20 protein-coding genes and 2 tRNA genes are annotated in these 24,961 nt (G+C 64.6%); 11 read left to right on the top strand and 11 right to left on the bottom strand.

Going from position 1 to position 24,961, the window contains the following annotated elements:
• Positions 1–91: 91 nt before the first annotated feature.
• Genes JJB99_RS18140 through JJB99_RS18130 form a run of 3 tightly spaced genes read right to left on the bottom strand, consistent with a single transcriptional unit; the run spans position 92 to position 3,733 of the window.
• Positions 92–328, bottom strand: a complete 237-nt coding sequence (locus tag JJB99_RS18140; protein WP_200499988.1) for a hypothetical protein — start codon at positions 326–328, stop codon at positions 92–94.
• Positions 328–1,464, bottom strand: a complete 1,137-nt coding sequence (locus JJB99_RS18135; RefSeq protein ID WP_200499987.1) for a PepSY-associated TM helix domain-containing protein — start codon at positions 1,462–1,464, stop codon at positions 328–330. The genes JJB99_RS18140 and JJB99_RS18135 overlap by 1 nt, the downstream gene beginning before the upstream one ends.
• 22 nt (positions 1,465–1,486) lie before the next feature.
• Positions 1,487–3,733 (bottom strand): TonB-dependent siderophore receptor, encoded by a 2,247-nt coding sequence (locus JJB99_RS18130; protein ID WP_200499986.1) that lies wholly within the window; start codon positions 3,731–3,733, stop codon positions 1,487–1,489.
• A gap of 401 nt (positions 3,734–4,134) precedes the next feature.
• Here JJB99_RS18130 and JJB99_RS18125 point away from each other — a divergent pair, with 401 nt between their 5' ends.
• Together JJB99_RS18125 and JJB99_RS18120 are read left to right on the top strand one after the other, a co-directional pair.
• Complete coding sequence (locus JJB99_RS18125) at positions 4,135–4,338, top strand: hypothetical protein (protein WP_200499985.1); 204 nt, start codon at positions 4,135–4,137, stop codon at positions 4,336–4,338.
• Positions 4,339–4,613: 275 nt separating this feature from the next.
• Positions 4,614–6,044: an ArnT family glycosyltransferase gene (locus JJB99_RS18120; RefSeq protein ID WP_246775286.1), complete on the top strand. Its 1,431-nt coding sequence runs from the start codon at positions 4,614–4,616 to the stop codon at positions 6,042–6,044.
• 72 nt (positions 6,045–6,116) lie between these two features.
• Here JJB99_RS18120 and JJB99_RS18115 read toward each other — a convergent pair.
• A tRNA-Asp gene (locus tag JJB99_RS18115) sits at positions 6,117–6,193 on the bottom strand.
• A 231-nt stretch (positions 6,194–6,424) separates the two neighbouring features.
• Here JJB99_RS18115 and JJB99_RS18110 point away from each other — a divergent pair.
• Both JJB99_RS18110 and pepT read left to right on the top strand, forming a co-directional pair.
• Positions 6,425–6,739 carry an HU family DNA-binding protein gene (locus tag JJB99_RS18110; RefSeq protein WP_200499983.1) on the top strand — a complete coding sequence of 105 codons (315 nt, stop codon included), beginning with the start codon at positions 6,425–6,427 and terminating at the stop codon, positions 6,737–6,739.
• Between the two features lie 105 nt (positions 6,740–6,844).
• Entirely contained in the window at positions 6,845–8,095 is a 1,251-nt protein-coding gene (pepT, locus tag JJB99_RS18105; RefSeq protein WP_200499982.1) for a peptidase T, read from the top strand.
• A gap of 41 nt (positions 8,096–8,136) precedes the next feature.
• Here pepT and JJB99_RS18100 read toward each other — a convergent pair whose 3' ends face one another.
• Entirely contained in the window at positions 8,137–9,030 is an 894-nt protein-coding gene (locus JJB99_RS18100; RefSeq protein WP_200499981.1) for a hypothetical protein, read from the bottom strand.
• Between the two features lie 660 nt (positions 9,031–9,690).
• Between JJB99_RS18100 and JJB99_RS18095 the strand changes: the two genes are divergently transcribed.
• Genes JJB99_RS18095 through JJB99_RS18075 form a run of 5 tightly spaced genes read left to right on the top strand, consistent with a single transcriptional unit; the run spans position 9,691 to position 16,575 of the window.
• A complete protein-coding gene (locus JJB99_RS18095) occupies positions 9,691–10,122 on the top strand; it encodes a hypothetical protein (protein ID WP_349629021.1) in 432 nt (143 codons plus the stop codon).
• A gap of 55 nt (positions 10,123–10,177) precedes the next feature.
• Positions 10,178–11,452, top strand: a complete 1,275-nt coding sequence (ihpA, locus tag JJB99_RS18090) for a divalent metal ion exporter subunit IhpA (protein ID WP_200499980.1) — start codon at positions 10,178–10,180, stop codon at positions 11,450–11,452.
• Entirely contained in the window at positions 11,449–12,426 is a 978-nt protein-coding gene (gene ihpB, locus JJB99_RS18085) for a divalent metal ion exporter adaptor subunit IhpB (protein WP_200499979.1), read from the top strand. The genes ihpA and ihpB overlap by 4 nt, the downstream gene beginning before the upstream one ends.
• Entirely contained in the window at positions 12,419–15,622 is a 3,204-nt protein-coding gene (locus JJB99_RS18080; RefSeq protein WP_200499978.1) for an efflux RND transporter permease subunit, read from the top strand. Before ihpB ends, JJB99_RS18080 begins: the two co-directional genes overlap by 8 nt.
• 2 nt (positions 15,623–15,624) lie before the next feature.
• On the top strand, positions 15,625–16,575 hold the full coding sequence (locus JJB99_RS18075; RefSeq protein WP_200499977.1) for a cation diffusion facilitator family transporter: 951 nt from the start codon (positions 15,625–15,627) through the stop codon (positions 16,573–16,575).
• Positions 16,576–16,730: 155 nt separating this feature from the next.
• On the opposite strand, the gene JJB99_RS18070 is transcribed toward JJB99_RS18075, so the two are convergent.
• The gene (locus tag JJB99_RS18070) at positions 16,731–17,591 is read right to left on the bottom strand and encodes a class I SAM-dependent methyltransferase (RefSeq protein ID WP_200500208.1); all 861 of its coding nucleotides are present in this window, start codon (positions 17,589–17,591) and stop codon (positions 16,731–16,733) included.
• Positions 17,592–18,302: 711 nt separating this feature from the next.
• Between JJB99_RS18070 and JJB99_RS18065 the strand changes: the two genes are divergently transcribed.
• Positions 18,303–18,917 carry a hypothetical protein gene (locus JJB99_RS18065; protein ID WP_200499976.1) on the top strand — a complete coding sequence of 205 codons (615 nt, stop codon included), beginning with the start codon at positions 18,303–18,305 and terminating at the stop codon, positions 18,915–18,917.
• 101 nt (positions 18,918–19,018) lie between these two features.
• Here JJB99_RS18065 and JJB99_RS18060 read toward each other — a convergent pair.
• The 4 genes from JJB99_RS18060 to clpX form a co-directional block, all read right to left on the bottom strand.
• Positions 19,019–19,095: transfer RNA gene (locus JJB99_RS18060), tRNA-Val, on the bottom strand.
• A 44-nt stretch (positions 19,096–19,139) separates the two neighbouring features.
• Entirely contained in the window at positions 19,140–19,544 is a 405-nt protein-coding gene (locus JJB99_RS18055) for a GFA family protein (RefSeq protein ID WP_200499975.1), read from the bottom strand.
• A gap of 68 nt (positions 19,545–19,612) precedes the next feature.
• Positions 19,613–22,036 carry an endopeptidase La gene (gene lon, locus JJB99_RS18050; protein ID WP_200499974.1) on the bottom strand — a complete coding sequence of 808 codons (2,424 nt, stop codon included), beginning with the start codon at positions 22,034–22,036 and terminating at the stop codon, positions 19,613–19,615.
• 324 nt (positions 22,037–22,360) lie between these two features.
• On the bottom strand, positions 22,361–23,632 hold the full coding sequence (gene clpX / locus JJB99_RS18045) for an ATP-dependent Clp protease ATP-binding subunit ClpX (protein ID WP_008547851.1): 1,272 nt from the start codon (positions 23,630–23,632) through the stop codon (positions 22,361–22,363).
• Positions 23,633–23,809: 177 nt separating this feature from the next.
• Between clpX and JJB99_RS18040 the strand changes: the two genes are divergently transcribed.
• Complete coding sequence (locus tag JJB99_RS18040) at positions 23,810–24,022, top strand: hypothetical protein (protein WP_200499973.1); 213 nt, start codon at positions 23,810–23,812, stop codon at positions 24,020–24,022.
• A 67-nt stretch (positions 24,023–24,089) separates the two neighbouring features.
• Here the strand turns inward: JJB99_RS18040 and JJB99_RS18035 are convergent, their stop codons facing one another.
• Positions 24,090–24,725: an ATP-dependent Clp protease proteolytic subunit gene (locus JJB99_RS18035; protein ID WP_200499972.1), complete on the bottom strand. Its 636-nt coding sequence runs from the start codon at positions 24,723–24,725 to the stop codon at positions 24,090–24,092.
• Between the last annotated feature and the right edge of the window lie 236 nt (positions 24,726–24,961).

Below are 24,961 nucleotides of genomic sequence, written 5' to 3'. Positions count from 1 at the left end.
TGCCCGCCCCCAGACCGTTGGAAGTCCCGGAATCGCCCCGCGGCTGGTATGGAGCAGATCGACGAGCCCAGCAAGGGCGATCCCGATCAGTTCACGCGCGCCGGCCGTGACGTCCGCTGTTGAGCAGGCTCACTTTATTTAGGCCGCGGCGCAGCAAAATCCAACTTACAACGAAGACAGGCGCCCCCACCGTCACCCAGGCGACATATTGGCCGAGTTCGCCCCAGAGCAGCGCGGCCAAGAGGCCCGTGATGGTGGCGGCCGCGAGCAGGATCGGTGCAGCAAAGACACGTATCCACAGGCGCGATCGGTCAGAGGAGCCATGCATCACGACGGGACCGGGGCTCGTCTGGCGAATGCGTGAGCTCTGGCGGGCGCACGCTTGCGCCGTCGCGCCAGCCAGAGATAGAGACCGCTGCCGATCACAACGATGGTGAGCAGGTCGAGCGCAGCCCAGATCACCTTCAGCGGCATGCCGCCATAGTCGCCGAAATGCAGCGGCTGCGAGATCAAGAGCGCCTGGAGATAGAGCGGCAGCGCGCGGGCATCGGCCACCTCCCCGCTCTCGCCGTCGAGAAGCACCGGCTTGAGCAGCCGCGCCGTCAAAGCCGTGTCGCCGCGCATGAAGGCGGCGAAGTGATGCGACGAAGTGAACGGCGTGCCCGGAAACGCAATGAAGGCGACCTCCATGCCGGGCGCGGCCTGTCTGGCGCGCGCGACGACGACATCGAGCGAGGCGAGATGCGAGGGCGGCGGCTTGCCGGCATAGGGCGCGGCCATGCTGGCGAGCTCGGTCGCCTTCCACTGGTTCAGCATCAGCTCGGCCCAGGTGTTGACGACGCCGGTGAGGCCCACCACCAGCGCCCAGGCCACTGTCACCACCCCGATCAGATTGTGCCAGTCGAGCCAGCGCACGCGGCGCGAGGAACTGTCACGAATGGTGGCAAAGCGCAGCCGGCGGGTGAACGGCCAGTACAGCACCACGCCGGAGACGATGGCGATGGCGAATAACAGGCCCATTCCGCCCAAAAACAGTTTGCCGGGCTGGCCGGCGAACATGTCGGTGTGCAGCTTGAGCATGATCAGCATCGGCCCGACGCCGACCGGCCCGAGCGGTTTGGTCGAAACCGCATCGAAGGCGCGCACCGTCGCGTTGTCGGGCGGTCCGTTGACGGCGCTGTTGGTGAAGGCGGTGACGATGCCAGGCTCGTCCTTATCCCAGGAGATGTATTGCAGCACGCGGCCGGAATCGGCGGCGAGCGCGGCGTCGGCGACGGCCTGCGTCGTCGCGCGCGCCGCGCCCGCATGAGCTCCGGGCTGGGGGGCATAGCCCAGCAGCTCATCGATCTCGTGATGGAAGATCAGCGGCAGGCCGGTCAGGCAGAGCAGCAGCAGGAACAATGTCGAGATCAAGCTGGTCCAGGTATGGACCACCGACCAGAGCCTGACCGTGCGCGCCTTCATTACGCCCTTCCGTAGCCCGCCATCACCATTTGTAGGCGAGGCTCGCGGTGATGCGGCGACGGTCGCCGTAGTAGCATGAGGTGACGACCGCGCAGCTTGCGACGTAGATCTTGTCCGTCACGTTCGCGACGTTGAGCGCCGCGCGCCAGTGGTTGTCCCATTCATAGTGCACGGCGAGATCGCCCAGCACGAAGGACGGAACGAGCGCGGTGTTCGCGGTGTCGGCAAAGGACGAGCCGACGTAGCGCACGCCGCCGCCAAGGCCGAAGCCCCGCAGCGGACCGTCGCTGAATGTATAGTCGGTCCAGACCGAGGCGAACTCCCGGGGAGTATTGGTCGGAACGGTGCCGATCAGCGCGGGATTGAGGTCCTGGCTCACGAACAGATCATAATTGGTGTAGCTCGCCACCAGCTTGAACTCCGGCGTGATGTTCGCCACCGCCTCGAGCTCGACGCCACGCGAGGTGACCTCGCCGTTCTGGGTCTGGAACAGCGGATTGTTCGGATCGCTTGTCAGCGCATTCTTGCGCTTCAGATCGAACCACGCGACGCTGAACCGGGCGTTGAGCCCAACCGGCTCGTACTTCACGCCGACCTCGGTCTGCTCCGATGTCTCCGGCAGCTGCAGCCGTCCGGCCGAATTGATGCCGATGATCGGATTGTAGCCCGTCATGTAGGAGACATAGGGCGCGACGCCTAAGTCGAGGTTGTAGATCGCGCCGACGCGGCCGGAGAACTTGCTGTCTTCACGACTTTGATCTGGGCCGAGCCGGTTATGGTTGACGAGGTCGACCCAGTCCTGACGGCCGGACAGCACCACCGTCAGCCGATCGAGCTTGACCTGATCCTGGAGATAAACTGCGGCCATGCCCTGAGTGAGATAGGCGTCCTGATACAGCGCTCCGTTGAACGGCGCGTTGACGCCGTAGACCGGATTGAGCACGTTGAGATTGGTGCCCACCGCAAAGCCCTGCCGGTCGTCGAGGGCGTAATGCTTGAGGTCGACGCCGAGCAGCGCGGTGTGCTGCAGCGCGCCGATGGCGAAGCGGTACTCGAGCTGGTTGTCTAGGTTTAACTGGTTGGCGACGCCGCGGGCGTAGAAATTGCCGCGCATGATGTCGGCGGCCGCCGGCGTCGTCGCGTAGCCCAGCCCGTAGAGGCCGGTGTAGAAGACGTCGACATGCCCGAAGCGGGCATTCTGGCGGAAGTCGAGACTGTCCGTGATGTTCTTCTCTAACTGGTAGCCGAGCGTCTCCTGCTCGCGGCGAAATTGATCGGCGCGGGGATCGCCGACGAAAAGGCTGGTGGGAATGCGGCCGAACGGCGCGTTGGTGACGGTGCCGACATAGGGCAGGAAGTTCTCCGCCCTAGTGTTGTTGTGCGCAGCCGTGGCGTAGACAGTGAGCCTGGTGTCGGCGTCCGGCCGCCAGGTCACCGACGGCGCGAAGAAGAAGTTGTTGTCGTAGATATAGTCGGTCTGAGTGCCGCCGCCCTGCACCTTGCCGACAAACCGGTACAACACTTGCCCGTTGCCGGGCTGTGGGACCACGCCGCCGATGTCGAATGCCGTGTAGGCGTTGCCGTAACTGTTGATGCCGACCTCGAGATAGCGCACCGGCTCGGCGCGCGGCAGCTTGCTCATCGCGTTGACGAGACCGCCCGGCGCCGAGCCGCCGTACAGGATGCCGGACGGCCCGCGCAGCACCTCGACGCGCTCGAGGTTGAATGGTTGCAGTTTCCAGCTCGCATAGGAGGTGTAAAAGAGCTGGAGGCCGTCGAGGAACAGTGACTCGTTCTGCGCAGGGAAGCCGCGGATTAAGAACCAGTCGTTGCGGAAATCGGCGCCGTAGGTGCCGCCGATCACGCCGGGCGTGTAACGCAGCACCTCATCGAACTTGCTGACGATCTTTTGGTCGCGGATCTGCTCGGCGCCGATCACCGACACCGACTGCGGCGTCTCCATGATCGGCGTGTTGGTCTTGGTGCCCGAGGAGCTGCGCGTGGCGACGTAGCCGTTCACCGGCCCGGTCGGCGTCTCGACGAAGCCGACACTGCGCTGGGGCAGCGGCTTGTTCCGGCTGACGGTCTGCACTGGGCGTCTCAGCGTGGTGCGCACGATGGCGGCGGGCGCACGGCGTCGTGCTTCCGGCGCGGTGACGGTCACCGACGGCAAATTCTGCGCGCCGCCCTGTCCCAACGATTGCGCCAGCGATGCCTGCGGCATCAACACGAAAGCGGACGCGGTCGCCAATACGGCCGACCGCAGCATTCCCAGACTGTTCAACGCGCCACCCCGAAGCTGCAGTTCGATGCGTCATGCCGCCGGTCCCCGCACGGCATGCGCTTGCAGCGACGCTTATGTGAGCGCGCGCGAATTCCCAAATTGAAAGCCTCTTAGAAAAACTCTTAGAAGCACTCCAACATGTCCGGAGACTGCTGCGAGATCAGCGCGATCTCTTCGAGCTGCCGAGCATCTCGGCGGCGATGGCCGTGAGCTGATCGACCTGCCGCACCGGGCGGCGGTCTGAGATCAAGTCCGGCCGCAAGCCCGGCGAAACCAAGCGGGCGTATTAATGAAACCATTTTGCGGAACCGGCGAAACCATCCGGAAACAGATCGCCCTTAGAAAAAGAGCCTATAGACGGCGGCAAAGCCCGTCGGGAGGCTCAGATGAACCACTCAATTCACTCTGCTGATCGTGCGACCCATCTGAAGATCGTGGTGGTGGCGCTGATTGCCGGCATCGCGGTGGCCGGTTTCGGAATCGCAGCCCGCACCAACGCCGATTACAGCCAGACCGCGCAGTCCACGCACGTGATCAAGGCCGGAAAGCCGGTGGTCGTGACGAGCGCGGGCACCTCCGAGATGCGCTGATAGCCCGAAAAAGGTCCGGTTTGACACCAAACGGCTGCCACTGGCGGCCGTTTTGCTTTATGGAGATGGACCCGCCGGCCGCGCCGGCGGGTCCAACGAGGGCAGTAGGCGCGCCGGCGCACCGATCTCGTTTGGGCAATAATCGATTGAAATCACGTTGCAATTTTTAACTCCTGTTTTGCGCCAGAGCTGGAGCCGTCATGAGGCCTGGAGCAGGGCCGCCTCGCTCGATCGTTGCGAGGGCGGTGGATGTGTCGTTTCGGCCTGGAGAGTGGATGCTCGCCCGGTTTTGCGAGCTGGATCGCGCGCGCTGGCCGATCGCCTGGGTCCTGGCCATCTTCATGGTCCAGGCGATCCCGGCCACGCTCATTCGCGCTTCGAACCTCGAGGAAGGCCGCATCCTGGCGATGGCGCGCGGCGCGCTCGAGGATGGTCACTGGCTCCAGCCTTTCATCTACGGCGAGCGCTTCATCGAAAGACCGGTCCTGGCGTCGTGGATGGCTGCGCTGCTCGGCGATCTGACCGGCGGGGTCAGTCTTTGGTCGCTGCGCATACCGCATCTCGCATTTTTCCTTGTTGGTAGCGTGCTGATCTACGAATTGCTGAGGCGGAATGCGGTCAGCAAGAGCGGCTCGGTGTTTGGCGCATTCTGCTGGGTGTGCATGCCGATGGTGGCGGCGAAGTTCATCAACGCCGAAGCAGACATCGTGGTCTCGACGCTGCTGTTCGCCGCACTGTTTCTGTGGTGGCAGGCCACGATCGCCAGGCGTGTCGGCTGGCCGACCTGGCTTGGCGTCGGCCTGTTGCTGGCCCTGGCCGGACTGACCAAGGGACCGCAGCCTGTTGCGTATTTCACGCTCGGAATCGGCGCCTATCTCCTGCTCAAGGCGCGAGAGCAGATCGCCGGATTTGTTGGCGCAAACACGCTGGCCGCATTGATCATCGGCGCCTGGTACGGGCTCGTGCTTCAGCCCGGCGACATCGACGTCTGGCAGGCGCATTCCAGATTGTCGGACCAGATGTCGCCCGCAGAACGAATCCGGGATCATCTCGACTTCATCAAGAGCCTGATCGCCGAATCCCTGCCGGGCAGCATCCTGATCGGTCCGGCGATGGCAGCCATGCTTGGGACATGGAAGGACAGCCGGCACGACTTGCTGCTGGTCTGCGTCATCTACACCCTGGCCTGCACGCTCGTCCTCGTTCTTTGGCCCGGCGGCGTCGCCGCGCGCTATGCCATGCCGGCCACGATGACGCTGGCGGTCATCTGTGGCCTGATGTTCGACCGGTGGCGCTACGACCACCCGCGGGTGATCGTGTCGACACTCGTCGTCACCTGCCTCATTTTCACCGGCCTGCTGCTGCGCGGATGGGTGGTGATGCCGTTGTGGCCGCATCTCTTTAGGGAGAGCCAGATCGCGGGAACCGCGATCAGCGACGCGCTCAGGACCCGCCCCGGCCCGCTCTACGTGATGGCGACGACGGCCGAGTACAACATGCTCGTCTACGTGAAGGGTCCCATTCATGCGGTCACGGTCGAAGATATTGCGCGAGTTCAAAATCGCGTGGTGGCGGTGATGCAGCCGGACGAGGTGAGCCGGCTCGCCGAGCGCAACCCGCAACTGACGATATCCGAGGTGGCCAGGATCGTGTCGCTGAAGCGGCCGTATAGGATACTCGATATCCGGCCCAAGGCGCCGGATTAAACGCGCGGCGATGCCCGCATTGTCGAGCGCGGTGAAGATTCAGCAATAAGGGTTTGAAGATGCTGCCAAAAATGGCGCGAGAGACGGGGCTCGAACCCGCGACCTCCGGCGTGACAGGCCGGCGCTCTAACCAACTGAGCTACTCCCGCGTGACACGCAAATGTCTGCGGAACGAGGGGGGACTTAAAGGCGGGACTAGGTGAAGTCAAGGACGTTGGCATCCATGGCCGGAATAGTCCCGTCTCGCGCCGGCTGAGCGCACGCCGGCGGCTTCCGCGTCCCCTGACGTAGTCAGTCCGGCCCCGAATCGTCTACGCCTTCCGCAACTTGCGTGGGTTTCGGGCCCTCCCAGAGACCGGCAGGAAGCGAGGAGGCCAGACATGGCTAAGAAGGATTCGGCAAAGAAGGCTGCCGCGCCCGCCACCATCACGCTCAAGCATCTTGCCGCCGATATCGCGGAGAGCCAGGACCTCTCGAAAAAGCACGCAGAGGCCGTCCTCACCGACTTGGTCGAGCTGATCACCAAGCACCTGAAGAAGGGCGACCGCGTCCGCATCGTCGGCCTTGGCATCCTCCAGGTCCGCAAGCGCGCGGCCCGCACCGGCCGCAATCCCGCCACCGGCGAGGCGATCCACATCAAGGCCAGCAAGAAGGTCGCGTTCCGCCCGGTCAAGGAACTGAAAGAGGCGATCTAGCTGCTTACGTCCCGTTAAGCCTGATCCCGCCTCGTCCGGCCGCAACGCGGCTCGCTTTTCTGATATACCGCCTGCTTCCCCCAAAGACCCGGCGGTTGACCAGACATGTCCTCCCTCACCTTCACCCATACCGTGACCGAGCGCTTCCTGCGCTACGTCACCATCGACACCCAGTCCGATCCGGAATCCCCCAGCTCGCCCTCGACCGAGAAGCAGAAAGATCTCGGCCGCGTGCTCGCCGCCGAGCTGAAGACCATGGGCATCACCGACGCCCATCTGGACGATTACGGTTATGTTTATGCCACGATCCCGGGCAACACCGACAAGAAGGTGCCGGTGATCTGCTTCTGCTCGCACATGGACACCTCGCCCGACGTCACCGGCAAGGACGTCAAACCGCAAATGGTGAAGAACTATCGCGGCGGCGACATCACGCTGCCGGGCGACACCAGCCAGGTGATCCGCTTCGCCGAACACCCCGCGCTGAAAAACCAGATCGGCAACGACATCATCACCACCGACGGCACCACGCTGCTGGGCGCCGACAACAAGGCCGGCGTCGCCGAAATCATGGATGCCGCGCATTTCTTCATCAACAATCCCGACGTCAAGCACGGCACCATCAAGATCCTGTTCACGCCGGACGAGGAGATCGGCCGCGGCGTCGACAATGTCGACCTGAAGAAGTTGGGCGCCGATTTCGGCTACACCATGGACGGCGAGAGCGCCGGCTGCGTCGAGGACGAGACCTTCTCGGCTGATGGCGCCACCATCGTCATCAACGGCGTCAGCGCCCATCCCGGCTATGCCAAGGGCAAGATGGAGCACGCGATCAAGGTCGCGGCCGCCATCGTCGAGCGTCTGCCGAAGGAGGGCTGCTCGCCGGAGACGACCTCAGGCAAGCAGGGTTTTCTGCATCCGATCAGCATCGAAGGCGCGCTGGAGCAGGCGACGCTCGCCTTCATCGTGCGCGACTTCACCGAGGAAGGCTTGAGGGAGAAAGAGGCCCTGCTCGAGACCATCGTCAAGGACGTGATGAAGGACTATCCGCGCTCGACCTACACGTTCGAGGTGCGCGAGCAGTACCGCAACATGAAGCAGGTGATCGACCGTCACCCGCACATCCTCGAATACGCCATCGAGGCGATCCGACGCGCCGGCCTGCGTCCGATGCGCACCGCGATCCGCGGCGGCACCGACGGCTCGCGCCTGTCCTTCATGGGCCTGCCCTGCCCCAACATCTTTGCCGGCGAGCACGCCTTCCATTCGCGGCTCGAGTGGGTCAGCCGGCAGGACATGGAGAAGGCGGTGCAGACCATCGTGCATCTGGCGATGATCTGGGAGGAGCGGGCTTAAGGCGGGAATGGCCGGGCTTGCTCCCGGCCATCGCTTGCAAGCTACGGCACCGGCATCGCGCGGGGGTTGCGATGGAAGCGGTTCGAGCTTGCCATCCAGTTCGGCAACGGCTCGCCATCGCGGTGCCGTCCGCCGGCCACGGCGGCAGCCCAGGCGACCGCGGCGCCGATCAGGGCGGCCGCCGCCACCGAGAAGGCCACGATGATCGAGCTGCGCCGCGCGCGGTTGATGGCCGTCTGCGACTGCGCAATCGCCGCATCGACACGCCGTTCGGAATCCGGGGCCGCCAATCCCGTGACCGCGGCGACCTGCTGCACCAGATAACTCCGGTCGTCGGTGCTGACGCCGCTGTGGCTCGACGACGTCATGAGGATGCGCCCGGCCTCGGCGCGGGCATCCCGCATGTCGGTGTTGGGAGGCCGGCGCGGGGCGCGGAACAGCTTGTCAAGCTCGTAGCTGAGCAGCGGCTCGGCGGAGGTCGCGTTGCCGGCCCCGCTGCGCATCGGCGAACGGTCGATCGCCGCTGCGCCGAGGATCGCCAGCAGCATGGCGCCGATCAGCACGGCCAAAGCCCAGGACATCAGTCCATGAACCCCGTCCCGCCGCTCGGCGTCGTCCTCGATCGTTGCCAGTGCGGGCGCCGGCCGCGCCGTCCGGCCGGCAATGTAACCGCCGAAGCCGAAGCTGATGATCGCCTGGATGATCAGATACAGCCCCGACAGCAATGCCAGCGCCGCCGATGCATCGCGCCAGCTCGGCGAAGCCGAGCTGACACCGAGGCCGATGGCAACGCCAAAGCTGACCAGGATGAACGACATCGCCCCTGCGGCCAAAGCGCCGGCGACGACGGAGCTCCACTGGATGCTCCTCCGCTCGTCGGCCATCGCCGCGCCGCCCTCCATCACGTCTTCCTGCACGAGAGTTTCAATTGTCATCGCGGCTCTCTCAGCGCAGGCCGAAGAACGACAGGATCGCCATGATCACGACGATCAGGCCGATGAGATAAATCAGTCCGTCCATGGTCCATCCTCCTCAAGATTCCCAGTCCCTAATCAGGAGGTCCGAGGAACGTTCCTAATTCGGCGCGCCCCGCGGAACGAACCCGCGAGATGCGGATTGTCTGTCCAAGTCCCAAGGACGAAGATTGTGAGCGCAAAAGACCCCAGCCGGTCAGCCCCGGAGCTGGGGCCTTTCCGCACGTGCAACCGCCTGACCCGCCCGTCGCCTGTCCTATGTTAACGACGCCGCCATCTGGATCATCAAAGATGCGATCGGGGCGGAACCTCCAGATCGGGAGCACCGCAGGTGGATCGCAGAACGGCGTGCCTGCATCAGGCGAATGTTTTCCGGGAGAAGGCCCTCGCCGATCCCGAGCACCACCATCAATGGATCGACAAGCCATCAAATGGCTGGAGCGGGCGATGGAAGCGAGCTGTCATGCTGTCATCACGGTCGAGGCCGCTGACATCAGCCATGTTCCGGATCCGGCCCGCGCAGTCGCGATCGAGACGCTTGTCTCACACCGACGAGTCATCGCCCGTCAGTGAGAAGCGCTCGTCTTGCGCTGCTGCGACAGTTGTTCCCAGAACGTAACAATGTTCCGGGTCGACACTGTTCCCGCCTCCATGCTAGGCCGGACGCAGACCCGCAATCAGAGTGACGTCGTGCTCGCGAACCGCCGGCCTTCAGGATCTTGCCGCCCGCGCAACTGGCGCGGGCTGCTGGCTGTGCTGATCGCGGTCGTCTACCTGCTCGCGGGCGCGCTGCACGGCGTGCACGGCATCGACGTGACCACGCCCGCCAGCGGCTCGGAGATCGCTGCGTTGCTTGACGGCTCCACAGATCGCGGCGACGACAAGGCGATCGGCGGACATCATTGCCATGGCTGCTTCTCGGTGACGGTGGCGCAGCCGGCGCCATCGGCCGTGTCGATCGCGCGTGTGTCTGCATCGCGCCCACAATGTGCACCCCGGCTCGCCGGAATTATCCCCGATACCGACTCTCCGCCTCCCAAGCCGATTGCCTGAACGGATTGGTCGGGCGCCCCGCGCCCATTAGGTTCATCCTTCATAGGTCGGTTTCATGTTTCGCAAGGGAATGGCCGCGCGCTTGGCGTGCGCGGCAGCGTGTCTTGTTGCTGGATTGGCGCTCGGACCGTCTCATGCCGAGACTTTGACGATGCGGAGCGCGCTCTCGCGCGCGCTGGCGGCGAGCCCGCGGCTCACGGCCGCGGAGCGCGATGTCGGCATCGCCACCGGCCAGCGCATCCAGGCCGGCGCGCTGCTCAATCCGGAATTGTCCTATGAACAGGACGATTCATTCGGCTCCGGCAAATATCGCGGGACGCGATCGGCCGAGACCACGCTCCAGATCAGCCAGGCCTTCGAGCTGTTCGGCAAGCGCGAGGCGCGGGTCGCAGCCGGTGCGGCCGGCGTCGAGGTCGCCGCGATCCAGCGCAAGGCCGTCAGGCTGGAGGTGCTGTCGGAGACGGCGATCGCCTTTCTCAGCGTGCTCGGCGCGCAGCGGCGCATCCAGATCCTCGACGAGCAGATCGTCGCGATCGACCGGCTGACGCCGCTGCTGCACCGCCGTGTCGAAGCCGGCGCCTCCTCGCCGGCCGAGACCGGCCGCGCCGAGGTCGCCTCCGCTCTGGTGAAGGCCGACCGCGAACGCCTGAAGGCGACGCTGGCGAGCGCCCGGCGCGAGCTCGCGGTGCTGATGGGCGACCCCGCCGCGAAATTCGGCGACGTCTCCGGCCGGCTCGACACCATGGGCAAGCCGCCGACGTTCCAGTCGGTCGTTGCCGCCATCGACGCCAATCCGCAGCTGGTGCGCTGGACCGCGATCTACGCTCAGCGCAATGCCGAGCTGCTGATGGCGCGCTTGAGGCCTTATCCCGACGTGCGGATCGCCGCCGGCTGGCGCCATTTCAACGAGACCAATGACGATGCGGTGCGCCTCACCGTCTCGGTGCCGATCCCCGTGTTCGACCAGAACCAGGGCAACATCCTCTCGGCGCAGGAAAGCCTCGCCAAGACCCGCGCCGAGCGTGAGGCCAACCGCAATACCCTGATTGTGGTCGCGGGCCGCGCCTATGACTCGCTCCAGGGCTCGCTGCGCGAGCTCGCGGTGCTGCGCGAGACCGCGATCCCCAAGGCGAGCGAAGCGGCCGAGGCGATTTCGCAAGGTTACGGCCAGGGCCGCTTCACGCTGCTCGAAGTGCTCGACGCCCAGGCCAGCGTGGCGCAGGCGCGCCTGCGCGAGCAGGAGGCATTGCAAAACTTTCATGTCGGTGTTGCCACCATCGAGGGCCTCGTCGGCAATCCCTTCACGCTCGCGCGGGAGGGCGCACGATGAAGACAGCTCCCACCATCCTCATGGCCGTGATTGCCGCCGCGCTCGGCGCTTACGGCTATTCCATACTCGCGCCGGCCAAGGTCGTGCCCGTCGAGCATGCCGCGGAGAAGAAGCCGGAGAAGCCGAACGATCATGTCGAGCAGGACGAGCACGGCGCCGACCGCATCCGCATCTCCGACGTCAAGCTCGCCGCCGCGGGCGTGACGCTGGCGGAGGCCGCGAACGCCACGCTGACCGACACGCTCTCGTTCAACGGCATTTTGCGCGCCAATCAGGAAGCCGTCGTGCAGGTCACGCCTCGCTTTCCGGGAATCGTCAAATCGATCCAGAAGCGCATTGGCGACAAGGTCGCCAAAGACGATCTGCTCGCCGCGATCGAGAGCAACCAGAGCCTGACCGTCTACGAGCTGACGGCGCCGTTCGCCGGCACCGTCATCGAGCGGCAGATCTCGCTCGGCGAATACGCTTCCGAGCAGAAACCCGCTTTCGTCCTCGCCGATCTCTCTAGTATCTGGGTTGATCTGTCGATCTACCGGCAGGATCTAAAGCGTGTCCGCCTCGGCGACGAAGTGCTGATCGATCCCGACGACGGCCGCGGCGAGATCAAGGGCACGATCTCCTATATGGCGCCGATCGGCTCGAGCGAAACCCAGACCGCGCTCGCCCGCGTGGTGCTGCCAAATCCGGACGGGCGCCTGCGGCCCGGCCTGTTCGTGACGGCGCGGCTGATCCTCGCCGCCCGCAATGTTGCGGTCGCCGTGCGCCGCAGCGCGATCCAGACGTTGGAGAACAGGACCATCGTGTTCGTGCGCGAGGACGGCGACAAGATCGAGGCGCGCCCCGTCGAGCTCGGCGATTCCGACCCGAAATTCGTGGAGATCCGCGCAGGGCTCTCGGCCGGCGAGCGCTACGTCGCCGAAAACAGCTTTGTCGTGAAGGCGGAAATGGGCAAGGGAGACGCCGATCATGATTGACGCGCTCCTCGGCTTCTCAATTCGTCAACGATGGCTCGTGGTCCTCCTCGCGCTGGCGGCCGGCGCCTTCGGGGCCTGGAATTTCACCCGCCTGCCGATCGACGCCGTGCCCGACGTCACCAACGTCCAGGTCCAGATCAACACGCGCGCACCGGGCCTGTCGCCGCTCGAGGCCGAGCAGCGCATTACCTTCCCGATCGAGACCGCGATGGCCGGTTTGCCGAGGCTCGACTACACCCGCTCGATCTCGCGCTACGGGCTGAGCCAGGTCACCGTCGTGTTCCAGGACGGCACCGACATCTATTTCGCGCGACAGCTCGTCAATGAACGCATCCAGCAGGCCAAGGACCAGCTCCCTGCAGGCACCGAGGTCGCGATGGGACCGATCTCGACCGGGCTTGGCGAGATCTACGTCTATTCCGTCGAAGCCAAGCCCGGCGCGAAGTCACAGGCTGGGACCGAGTTTACGCCGACGGAATTGCGCACGATCCAGGACTGGATCATCAAGCCGCAGCTGCGCACCATTCCCGGCGTGATCGAGGTCAACTCGATCGGCGGGCATGAGCGGCAGTTTCACGTGCTGCCGATCCCCGGCCGGCTGATGGCCTACAAGCTCGGCTTCCGCGACATCATGACGGCGCTCGCCGCCAACAACGCCAATGTCGGCGCCGGCTATATCGAGCGCAATGGCGAGCAATATCTCGTGCGCGCGCCCGGCCAGGTCGCTGATATCGCTGACATCCGCGACATCGTGATCGGCTCGCGCGGCGGCGTGCCGGTGCGCATCCGCGATGTCGCCGACGTCAGCGAAGGCCAGGATCTACGCACCGGCGCGGCAACGGCGAACGGCGCCGAGACCGTACTTGGCACCGCCATGCTGCTGATCGGCGAGAACAGCCGCAGCGTGGCCCAGCGCGTGAAGGCCAGGCTCGCGGAGATCGCGAAATCGCTGCCCGACGGCGTGATCGCGCGCGCCGTTTACGACCGCACCCATCTGGTCGAAGCCACCATCCAGACCGTCGAAAAAAATCTGGTCGAGGGCGCGGCGCTGGTGATCGCGGTGCTGTTCCTGATCCTCGGCAACATCCGCGCCGCGCTGATCACGGCCTGCATCATCCCGCTCTCGATGCTGTTCACGATATCGGGCATGGTCGAGAGCAAGGTCAGTGCCAATCTGATGAGTCTCGGCGCCATCGACTTCGGCATCATCGTCGACGGCGCGGTCATCATCGTCGAGAACTGCCTGCGGCTGCTCGCCGCCGAGCAGCACCGGCGCGGCCGGCTGCTGACATTGGAGGAGCGGATGGAGACGATCCGCGCCGCAAGCAGCGAGGTGATCAAGCCGAGCCTGTTCGGCACGCTCATCATCGCCGTGGTCTACCTTCCCGTCCTGACGCTGACGGGCACCGAGGGCAAGATGTTCACGCCGATGGCGCTGACCGTGCTGATGGCGCTCGCGGGCGCGGCGCTGCTGTCGGTCACCTTCGTGCCGGCCGCGGTTGCGATCGTCGTCACCGGCAAGATCTCGGAGACGGAGAACATTTTTATGCGTGCGGCGAAGCGTCTCTATGTGCCGCTGCTCGATCGCGCCATCCGCTACCGCCGCAGCGTTGCGTTCGGTGCGGTGCTGATCGTCGCCGGCAGCCTCTTTGCGGCCACACGCATGGGCGGCGAGTTCATCCCTCGTCTCGACGAGGGCGACATCACCATTGAGACCATTCGCATTCCCGGCACCAGCCTGACCCAGAGCGTCGACATGCAGCTCCGCCTGGAGAACGCGATCAAGCGGGTGCCGGAGGTCGCGACCATCTTCTCCAAGATCGGCACCGCCGAGATCGCCAACGATCCGATGCCGCCGAATGCCGCAGATACCTATGTGACGCTGAAGCCGCGCGAGGACTGGCCCGATCCGGCCAAGCCGAAGGACGAGGTGGTCGCCGAGCTCGAACGCGCCGCCAACACCCTGCCCGGCACCGCCTATGGCATGACCCAGCCGATCCAGATGCGCTTCAACGAGCTCATCGCCGGCATCCGCAGCGATGTCGGCGTCAAGATCTTCGGCGACGATCTCGACGTCCTCGCGGGCATCGCCCAGCAGGTCAATGGCGTGGTGCGCGGCATCGAGGGCGCGGCCGACGTCAAGGCCGAGCAGATCGCAGGCCTGCCGATCCTAACCGTCAAGCTCGACCGCCAGGCGCTGTCGCGCTACGGCCTCAGCCTCGGCGAGGTGCAAAATCTGGTCGAGATCGCGATCGGCGGCAAGCCGGCCGGAAAGCTGTTCGAGGGCGACCGCCGCTTCGACATCGTGGTGCGGCTGCCGGAAAGCCTGCGCGCCGATCCGGATGCGATAAAGTCGCTGCCGATCCCGCTGCCACTGGGCGAGGATATCGCGGCCGTGACGAAGACCGCATGGGCTGGCGGAAACACGGGGCTGCGCTATGTGCCGCTCTCCTCCGTCGCGGCGATCGAGATCGCACCCGGGCCGAACCAGATCAGCCGCGAGAACGGCAAGCGCCGGGTGGTGGTGATGGCCAATGTTCGCGGACGCGACCTGCGCTCCTTCGTCGCTGAGACGCAAGCCGCCGTCGCGGAGAAGGTCAAGCTGCCGCCGGGCTACTGGATCGGCTGGGGCGGACAGTTCGAGCAGCTGGTCTCCGCCACCAAGCGGCTGACGATCGTCGTACCAGTGGCGCTGCTGCTGGTGTTCTTGCTGCTGTTCATGGGGATGGGATCGGCGGCGGATGCGGCGCTGGTGTTCTCTGGGGTGCCGCTCGCGCTGACCGGCGGCGTCGCGGCGCTGTTGCTGCGCGGCATTCCCCTGTCGATCAGCGCGGGCGTCGGCTTCATCGCGCTGTCGGGCGTCGCCGTGCTGAATGGGCTCGTGATCATCGCCTTCATCGAGCGGCTGCGCAGCGAGGGGCGGCCCATCGCGGAGGCGGTGCGTGACGGCGCGTTGACCCGGCTGCGTCCGGTGCTGATGACGGCCCTGGTCGCCTCGCTCGGCTTCGTGCCGATGGCGCTCGCCACTGGCGCCGGCGCCGAGGTGCAGCGGCCGCTCGCGACCGTGGTGATCGGCGGCATCATTTCCTCGACAACGCTGACATTGCTGGTGCTGCCAGCGCTCTATGTGCTGTTCCGTCGTGACGGGACAAGCGAAACGCCTACAATGGCTGCTGCAACTTCCTGGGAGGACTAGATTTGGGCAGCGACGACCATCACGGTCATCATCATGATCATGGCCACGACCATGATCATGGGCACGCGCATGTCCATGCACCCGCCAGTTTTGGCAAGGCGTTCGCCATCGGCATTTCGCTCAACATCGCGCTGGTCGTGGCCGAAGCGGTCTACGGTTATCTCGGCAATTCCACCGCGCTGCTCGCGGACGCCGGCCATAATCTGTCCGACGTGCTTGGCCTCGTCGTGGCCTGGGGCGCGTCGATCGCGGCAAAGCGCGCCCCAGGCGGCCGTTTCACCTATGGCCTGCGCGCCTCCACCATCCTGGCGGCGCTGGCGAATGCCGTGTTCCTGCTGGTCGCGACCGGCGCGATCGGGTGGGAGGCGATCTTGCGGCTGCGCGCGCCGGAGCCGATCGCCGGCGTCACCGTGATGGTGGTCGCCGGCATTGGCATCCTCATCAACGGTTTTACCGCCATGCTATTCGCGCGCGGCCGCAAGGACGACATCAACATCGAAGGCGCGTACCTGCACATGGCCGCCGACGCCGCGGTCTCGCTCGGCGTCGTGGTCTCGGCAGCGCTGATCATCTGGACCGGCTGGCTCTGGCTCGATCCCGTCACCAGCCTCGTCATCTGCGTCGTCATCCTCGGGAGCACGATCAGCCTGCTCCGCAGTTCGATCGACATGTCGATGGCGGCGGCGCCGAAGGGCATCGATCTCGCCGCGATCAGGGCGCTCCTGCTTGCGCGGCCCGGCGTATCAGGGATCCACGATCTGCATGTCTGGCCGATCTCGACCACCGAGACGGCGCTGACCTGCCACCTCGTGATGCCCGCAGGGAGCGGCGATGCCTTCCTGATGGAGACCGCACAACTTCTGAAGACGTCTTTTCGCATCGGCCACACCACGCTCCAGATCGAGACGCATCCGGACAATGGCTGCGCGCTGGCGCCGGATGATGTGGTGTGAGGCATTCTGCCTCCACGCCGTCATTGCGAGCCACCGGGTCCGCGCGAAGCGCGGCCCGATGACAGGCTCCGCGAAGCAATCCAGAATCTTTCCGCGGACACAGTCTGGATTGCTTCGTCGCTTCGCTCCTCGCAATGACGCGAGAGAGCGGCGGACTACGCCGTCTTCGCCGTCACGATCCAGATCGCGCCCGGAAGCGCCACGCTCTGCCCTTTCAGGAACGGCGCGAGTGTCTCGCGGATCGAGGCTTTCGCGGCAGCATAGGTCTCTGGCGGATGGCCTTGCAGTGCGCGGCTGGCGGGGCCGATCTGGAGCGCGCCGTCGACGGCCGCCTCAAGTCCACCGCCGATGGCGATGTCCATGGGAAGATTGTGTGGCTCCATCGCCACGTCGACGAAGCCAGCGCCCCCAAGGATGCGCATCACGCGCTCTTCGGCGGCGAAGGCGAACGGACCCGGCTCCTCCGGTCCGACCGGCGGCATCTTCGGCACGTGCTTGTAGACCGCCATCAGCGGCGCCATCATCCAAGGGTTTTCCTTCGGCTCACGCCAGCAGGCAAACGCAAGCCGCCCCGCCGGCTTCAGCGCACGGCGCAAGTTGGTGAAGGAGGCGATGGGGTCGGCGAAGAACATCACGCCGAAGCGCGACGCCAAGAGATCAAAGCTCGCCGGCTCGAACGGATAGACCGTCGCATCCGCCAGCACGAAATCGAGCGGCAGGCCCTTTGGTGCAAACGCTCGCGCCTGCGACAGCATCGGCTCGGAGACGTCGAGGCCGAGCGCAAAGCCGTCAGGCGCCACCGCCTTCGCGAACGCAAACGTCGTCGCACCGGAGCCGCAGCCGATATCGAGAACGCGCTCACCTGGCTTCGGCCTGGCGCGGTCGATCAGCACCTCGGCGATGGGTCCGAGCAGGCTCTCCTGCGCCGCGTGGCGGTCGGCCCAGCGCTGTCCGCTCGGACCGTTCCAATAGGCGATCTGGTCGGCGTTTTGCTCGTGTCCGCTCGGCTGTTCCATGATGTTCCTGGTCGTTCCCATCGGCGGTTCTGACTGCAGTGCGGCGATACCACGTCCGGATGCCGGGTGCACCCTCGATGCCCGTCGCCCGCCGCGCTTGGGGTCGCGAGCCGCACAACAGGGAATTATCGGATGTTTGTAGGAACGTTCGCCGCCGTCGCGCTTGATCCGGCATGGAAAAGCCTTCGCCGATGATGTGCCGGGCACTGCGCCAGGCTCAGCTCTATGGATATCTGATTGTCCGAAGTGACCGGCTGTACCACCCCGGAGCCAGTCACCCGGTTTGTTCGATCCATACAGCCCGAGAGATGGTCAGGTCCGGATGGCTGACGGCGGAGGGCGATCGATACAGCATTACCTCAGAAGGGTCGCGACGCGTCGAGCAGGAATTCAGCCATTGACGCGTCTCTGCGTCCTCGCGCACGGCTTGTCTGCCGCACGAACCCGTGGCCGGCGCTCCATCGAGCGCCGCGCCTTCACCCGCAGGCTCTCCACTCCGCAAGCTAACGCCAGAACAGCGCGAGCAGCAGGATCACCGGGAGAGGGATACCTAGCAGCCACAACAGGGCGCCTCGACCAAGTGTCATATGTCCGGCCTCTCTCATCTATCCGCAAACCAAGCCGCGAGGGGCCCAGGCAGTTCCTGCTTCTGGAACGGAAGATTTGAGGACGCGTTGGAACACGAAATGTAAGTTCGTGGAGGAACTCGTCATGGCGACACGCACAATAGCTAACCCCTTCTTTGGCTGGACATGGTCGGCCGTCCTGGCCGGGATGTTCACCTCGTTGGTCGTCCAGATCCTGCTGACCATGCTCGGTCTCGGCATCGGTCTGCTCGCAATCGACATTCCGACGGCCTCAGCGGCACCCGCTGGTGCCGGCTGGGCGGCATTCGTGTGGTGGGCGGTGTCCGGAATCATTGCCGCCTTCATCGGCGGTGCCGTCGCGGCCGCCAACTCGCCGGATCAATCCGGGCTCGGCCGGGTCGGTCACGCCCTTGCCACCTGGGCGGTTGCGACCGTCGTCGTGGTGGCTGCGGCAGCGATGATGCCGATGTCCGCGACCAGCATCGCCGGCAACCTGGTCGGCCCGTCGTATGCAGCGAGCGCCCGCATCGCCTATTGGTCGAACAATACGGGACGGGACACGGTCGGTACGACGGCCCGGGCTGCGACGCCGGCCCAGCTCGATGAGGCCCGCAAGCACTTCTCTTATGTGATGTTTGCAAGCTTCTGCTCGCTTCTGCTTGGCGCAGGCGCCGCCTATGCCGCCGGCATGGCGACGACGGCCCAGGGGATGAAGGAAACGGCGCGACCGTTGACGTGAGGGCCCACGTCCATCCGAAACGCCGAGAGCGTGAGGATCAGCTCGCTTCGCGACATCGGTGTTGGAGCTGCCTGCAGCCGGTGCTCGCGAAGCGAGCGAACTGGTGGGCGGTCACGGATTCGAACCGCGGACCCTCTCGGTGTAAACGAGATGCTCTAACCAGCTGAGCTAACCGCCCTCGCCGCCTCTTTAGCCTCACGTGGCCCGACCGGGCAAGTGCGATCAATCCTGCGGCCGGCCCGGCAGCCCTGGCACGGCGTCGATCCAGACCGCGGCCGACTGGCACCAGATCTGGCGGCTTGGCCGCAAGGCGTCGCGCTGGCGGATCGAGCCCCAGCGGATGCCCCAGTCGTCGGCCTGGTCGCCCTCGCCGCTGGTGAACAGCGGGGAACCGCAGTCGGCGCAGAAATGCTGGTAGCGCATCCGGCCGTTGTCGCCGCGCTTGCCGTAGACCCTGGGGGTGCCGCCGGTCAGCTTGACGTCGGCGCGCGAACAGACGGCGGTCACGCGGAACGGCGAGCCGGTCAGCGTCTGGCAATCGGTGCAGTGACAGACCGAGACCGCCTCAGGATCGACCTCGGCCTCATAGGTGATCCGCCCGCAATGGCACTGCCCGTCGACCTGCATCGCCCGCGTCCTCTGAAACAAAAACGGCGCCCGAAGGCGCCGTTCTATCATCTTTTCGAGCTGCGATCTCAGTGAGCGGTCAGGCCGCCGGCGGCTTCGTCGCCGTCCGGCTTCACCGTCACCTTGGTGTCCTCTTCCCAGACGATCGGCACCGGCTTCTTCACCAGCGCCCTGGCGACGACGTCGTCGAGGCGCGAGACCGGGATGATCTCCATGCCGCCCTTGATCGCATCGGAAATCTCCGTGAGATCCTTGGCGTTGTCCTCGGGGATCAGCACCGTCTTGATGCCGCCGCGGGCAGCGGCCAGCAGCTTCTCCTTCAGACCGCCGATCGGCAGCACGCGGCCGCGCAGCGTGATCTCGCCGGTCATCGCGACATCGTGGCGGACCGGGATGCCGGTCATGACCGAGATGATCGCAGTGGCCATGGCGACGCCCGCCGACGGGCCGTCCTTCGGCGTCGCGCCTTCCGGCACGTGCACGTGGATGTCGCGCCGGTCGAACAGCGGCGGCTCGACGCCGTAATTGATCGCGCGGGAGCGGACGTAGGACGCCGCCGCCGAGATCGATTCCTTCATGACGTCGCGCAAGTTGCCGGTGACCGTCATCTTGCCTTTGCCGGGCATCATGACGCCCTCGATCGTCAGCAGCTCGCCGCCGACATCGGTCCAGGCAAGGCCGGTGACGATGCCGACCTGCGGCTCACTCTCGATCTCGCCGAAGCGGTACTTCGGCACACCGAGCAGCTCTTCCAGAGTCTTCTCGGTGACCTTGACCGACTTCTTCTTGGAGATCATCAGCTCCTTCACCGCCTTGCGGGCGAGTGTGGAGAGCTCACGCTCCAGGTTACGCACGCCCGCCTCGCGGGTGTAGCGGCGGATCAACAGCAGCAGCGCGTCGTCGTCGATCGAGAACTCCTTGGAGTCCAGGCCGTGCTTGAACACCGCGTTCGGGATCAGATGCTTGCGCGCGATCTCAACCTTCTCGTTCTCGGTGTAGCCCGCGATCCGGATGATCTCCATGCGGTCCATCAGCGGCCCCGGAATATTGAGCGTATTCGCGGTTGTGATGAACATCACGTTGGACAGATCGTAGTCGACCTCGAGATAGTGGTCGTTGAAGGTCCCGTTCTGCTCGGGGTCGAGGACCTCGAGCAGAGCCGAGGACGGATCGCCGCGGAAATCGGCGCCCATCTTGTCGATCTCGTCGAGCAGGAACAGCGGATTGGACGACTTCGCCTTCCGCATCGACTGGATGATCTTGCCGGGCATCGAGCCGATATAGGTGCGGCGGTGACCGCGGATCTCGGCCTCGTCGCGCACGCCGCCGAGCGAGACGCGCACGAATTCGCGTCCCGTCGCCTTCGCGATCGACTTGCCGAGCGAGGTCTTGCCGACGCCGGGAGGCCCGACCAGGCACAGGATCGGCCCCGTCAGCTTGTTGGCGCGCGACTGCACGGCGAGATACTCGACGATGCGCTCCTTGACCTTCTCGAGCCCGTAGTGATCGGAATCCAGGATGGCTTGCGCCTGCTCCAGATCCTTCTTCACCTTGGACTTCTTGTTCCACGGGATCGACAGCAGCCAATCCAGATAGTTGCGCACGACGGTCGCTTCCGCGGACATCGGCGACATCTGGCGCAGCTTCTTCAGTTCATGCTGCGCCTTGTCCCGCGCTTCCTTGGAGAGCTTGGTCTTGGAGATCTTCTCTTCGAGATCGGCGAGTTCGTCGCGACCGTCGTCGTCGCCGAGTTCCTTCTGGATCGCCTTCATCTGCTCGTTGAGATAATACTCGCGCTGGGTCTTCTCCATTTGCCGTTTGACACGAGAACGAATCCGCTTCTCGACCTGCAGCACCGAGATCTCGCTCTCCATCAGGCCCAGCACCTTCTCCAGGCGCGTGGTGACGGACAGCGTCTCCAGGATGCCCTGGCGGTCCGCGATCTTGACCGCGAGATGGGAAGCCACGGTGTCGGCGAGCTTGGCGAAATCGGTGATCGCCTGCACGACGCCGACGACCTCGGCCGAGATCTTCTTGTTGAGCTTCACATAGCTCTCGAAGTCGGACACGACCGAGCGCGACAGCGCTTCGGCCTCGACCGATTTCGCATCGGTGTCGGCGAGTGCAATTGCAGTGGCTTCGTAGTAGTCGGCGCGATCGGTGTATTTCTGCACGCGCGCACGCTCGAGCCCTTCGACCAGCACCTTCACGGTGCCGTCGGGAAGCTTCAAGAGCTGGAGCACGCTGGCAAGCGTCCCGGTCTCGTAAATGGCATCGGGCGCCGGATCATCGTCGGACGCGTTCTTCTGCGTCGCGAGCATGATCAGCGCGTCGTTCTTCATCACCTCTTCGAGCGCGCGGATCGACTTCTCGCGGCCGACGAAGAGCGGCACGATCATGTGCGGGAAGACGACGATGTCGCGCAGCGGCAGCACGGGATAGGCGTGCGTTTCGCCATGGACGATGGTTGGCCGGGGTTTTGGATTAGTCATGGCCTTTTCCTTTTGCTTTGCCCCCTTGCACGCAGCCCGCTGTTGTCATGCGCAACCGCCACAAGGTGCCGAGGTGATCGGCAGAACCGGTCTACCATTCCCAGGTTGGACCAAGCTTGCCGGATCGGAACAGCGGCGAATCTTGCACAGAATTCTCGCTCGCCGCCGACATTAGGTGGCTATCGACCCGGGGGGTGTCAAGTCATTGAAATACGCGCGCCATCAGGCGCTTACGAACGGAAGTAAGCGACGCAACACCGGCTGCGGAAAACCATTCCGCAGCCTTCAACTGATAAGACGATTGGAGCGTTCCAGCGCCGCAATTTAGGCGCTGGCGTTCTCGACCGCGCGATCGGACCGATCGGCGTAGATGTAGAGCGGACGCGCCGTGCCTTCCACGACTTCGCGCGAAATCACGACTTCTTCCACACCTTCAAGGCCCGGCAGGTCGAACATGGTCTCGAGCAGGATCGCTTCGAGGATCGAGCGCAGGCCGCGCGCGCCGGTCTTGCGCTCGATCGCCTTGCGGGCAACCGCGCCAAGCGCCTCGTCGGCGAAGGTGAGCTCGATGTTCTCCATCTCGAACAGCCGCTGGTACTGTTTCACCAGCGCGTTCTTGGGCTCGGTCAGGATCTTCTTCAACGAGGTCTCGTCGAGATCCTCGAGCGTCGCCACGACTGGCAGACGGCCGACGAATTCGGGGATGAGGCCGTACTTCAGGAGGTCCTCAGGCTCGACGTGACGGAAGATCTCGCCAGTGCGGCGGTCCTCCGGTGCGAGCACCTGGGCACCGAAGCCGATCGAGGTCGACCGGCCGCGCGCCGAAATGATCTTCTCGAGGCCGGCGAACGCGCCGCCGCAGATGAACAGGATGTTGGTGGTGTCCACCTGCAGGAATTCCTGCTGCGGATGCTTGCGGCCACCCTGCGGCGGGACCGAAGCCACCGTGCCTTCCATGATCTTCAGCAGCGCCTGCTGCACGCCCTCACCCGACACGTCGCGCGTGATCGAGGGATTGTCGGACTTGCGGCTGATCTTGTCGATCTCGTCGATGTAGACGATGCCACGCTGGGCGCGCTCGACATTGTAGTCGGCGGCCTGGAGCAGCTTCAGGATGATGTTCTCGACGTCCTCACCGACATAACCGGCTTCAGTCAATGTCGTCGCATCCGCCATCGTGAACGGCACGTCGAGGATGCGGGCGAGCGTCTGCGCCAACAGCGTCTTGCCCGAGCCGGTCGGACCGATCAGCAGGATGTTCGACTTCGCGAGCTCGACGTCGTTGTGCTTGGTCTGGTGGTTGAGGCGCTTGTAGTGGTTGTGCACCGCGACCGACAGGACCTTCTTCGCGTGGCTCTGGCCGATCACGTAATCGTCCAGCACCTTGCAGATTTCCTTCGGCGTCGGAATGCCGTCGCGCGACTTCACGAGCGAGGACTTGTTCTCCTCGCGGATGATGTCCATGCAGAGCTCGACGCACTCGTCGCAGATGAAGACCGTGGGTCCCGCGATCAGCTTGCGGACTTCGTGCTGGCTCTTGCCGCAGAACGAGCAATATAGCGTGTTCTTGGAGTCGCTCGTGCCAACCTTACTCATTCATGTCTCCGTCCGCGGTTCGATCGTGTCGCTCGATCGCTCCATTCCGGCACGAACGGCCGGCATGAAGTTCAAATAGAGCAAATTCCGTACCAAAAAAGACCCTACGCCTTACATCCCGTGCGAATCACGGTCACTCGATTCTCCGCGATCATAGCCGATCGTGCGTAGCCAACCATGCTGTCACCCGACTATCAAGAATTCGCTAATCGGGGGTCGCTGGCTACCCGTGACAATACCGTGATTTCCGGCCTTGGTACGGGCGAAGTGATGGAAATCACCCCGGCGTTGCTGGATTGCCACGAAAACAAGCACGAAAGCGGAACTTTGTGCCTGTCGCAGCGCGCAAAACTGCGGTTTGCGCGCTTGCGAAGTGTGCTGTTAACGTGAACGCCGCCCTGAGGATACCGGGAAATCCCGAAAGATATTCCAGGGACCGGATTTGCGGTCGCAGCAGCTACGACGTCTTCGCCGGGGCCGGCTCCTCGGCGCGCTTGTCGATGACCTTGTCGACCAGGCCGAACTCCTTGGCGTCGTTCGCGGTCAGGAACTTGTCGCGTTCCAGCGCGTCCTCGATCGACTTGTAGGTCTGCCCGGTGTGCTTCACGTAGATCTCGTTGAGCCTCTTCTTCAGGTTCAGGATCTCCTGGGCGTGCAGCATGATGTCGGTGGCCTGGCCCTGGAAGCCGCCAGAGGGCTGATGCACCATGATGCGCGCGTTCGGCAGCGAGAACCGCATGTCCTTCTCGCCGGCGGCGAGCAGCAGCGAGCCCATCGAGGCTGCCTGGCCGGTGCAGAGCGTCGAGACCGGCGGGCGGATGAACTGCATGGTGTCGTAGATCGCAAGGCCCGACGTCACCACGCCGCCCGGCGAGTTGATGTACATCGAGATTTCCTTCTTCGGATTTTCCGCTTCAAGGAACAAGAGCTGCGCGACCGTCAGCGTCGACATGCCGTCCTCGACCGGACCGGTCACGAAGATGATGCGCTCCTTCAGGAGGCGCGAGAAAATGTCGTAGGCGCGCTCGCCACGGTTGGTCTGCTCGACCACCATCGGCACGAGGTTCATGTAGGTTTCAACCGGATCGCGCATGAGTCACCTAGGGGTTTTGGAGAGGCGGACATCGCCAATCTTGGCTGCCAGTCTGGGCTGGATGTGCCGGAAGGCCGATGGACGTCCCGTGATGCAGGAACTTTCGTAAAAGGGCGTAGCGACAGATATAGCCCAATTCGCGCCAGACAAGTCCCGAACGAATTAAGGCTTAATCCGTCAGGCAGTTGAAGCTGATTCGCGCAAAGAGGCCCAGCCGGCCATTTGGCTAGCTGGGC

It is taken from the genome of Bradyrhizobium diazoefficiens, from assembly GCF_016616235.1.
In the GTDB taxonomy this organism is placed as follows: domain Bacteria; phylum Pseudomonadota; class Alphaproteobacteria; order Rhizobiales; family Xanthobacteraceae; genus Bradyrhizobium; species Bradyrhizobium diazoefficiens_H.
Note: the sequence above shows the minus strand (reverse complement) of the source record. Positions and strands in the feature narration are given on the sequence as shown.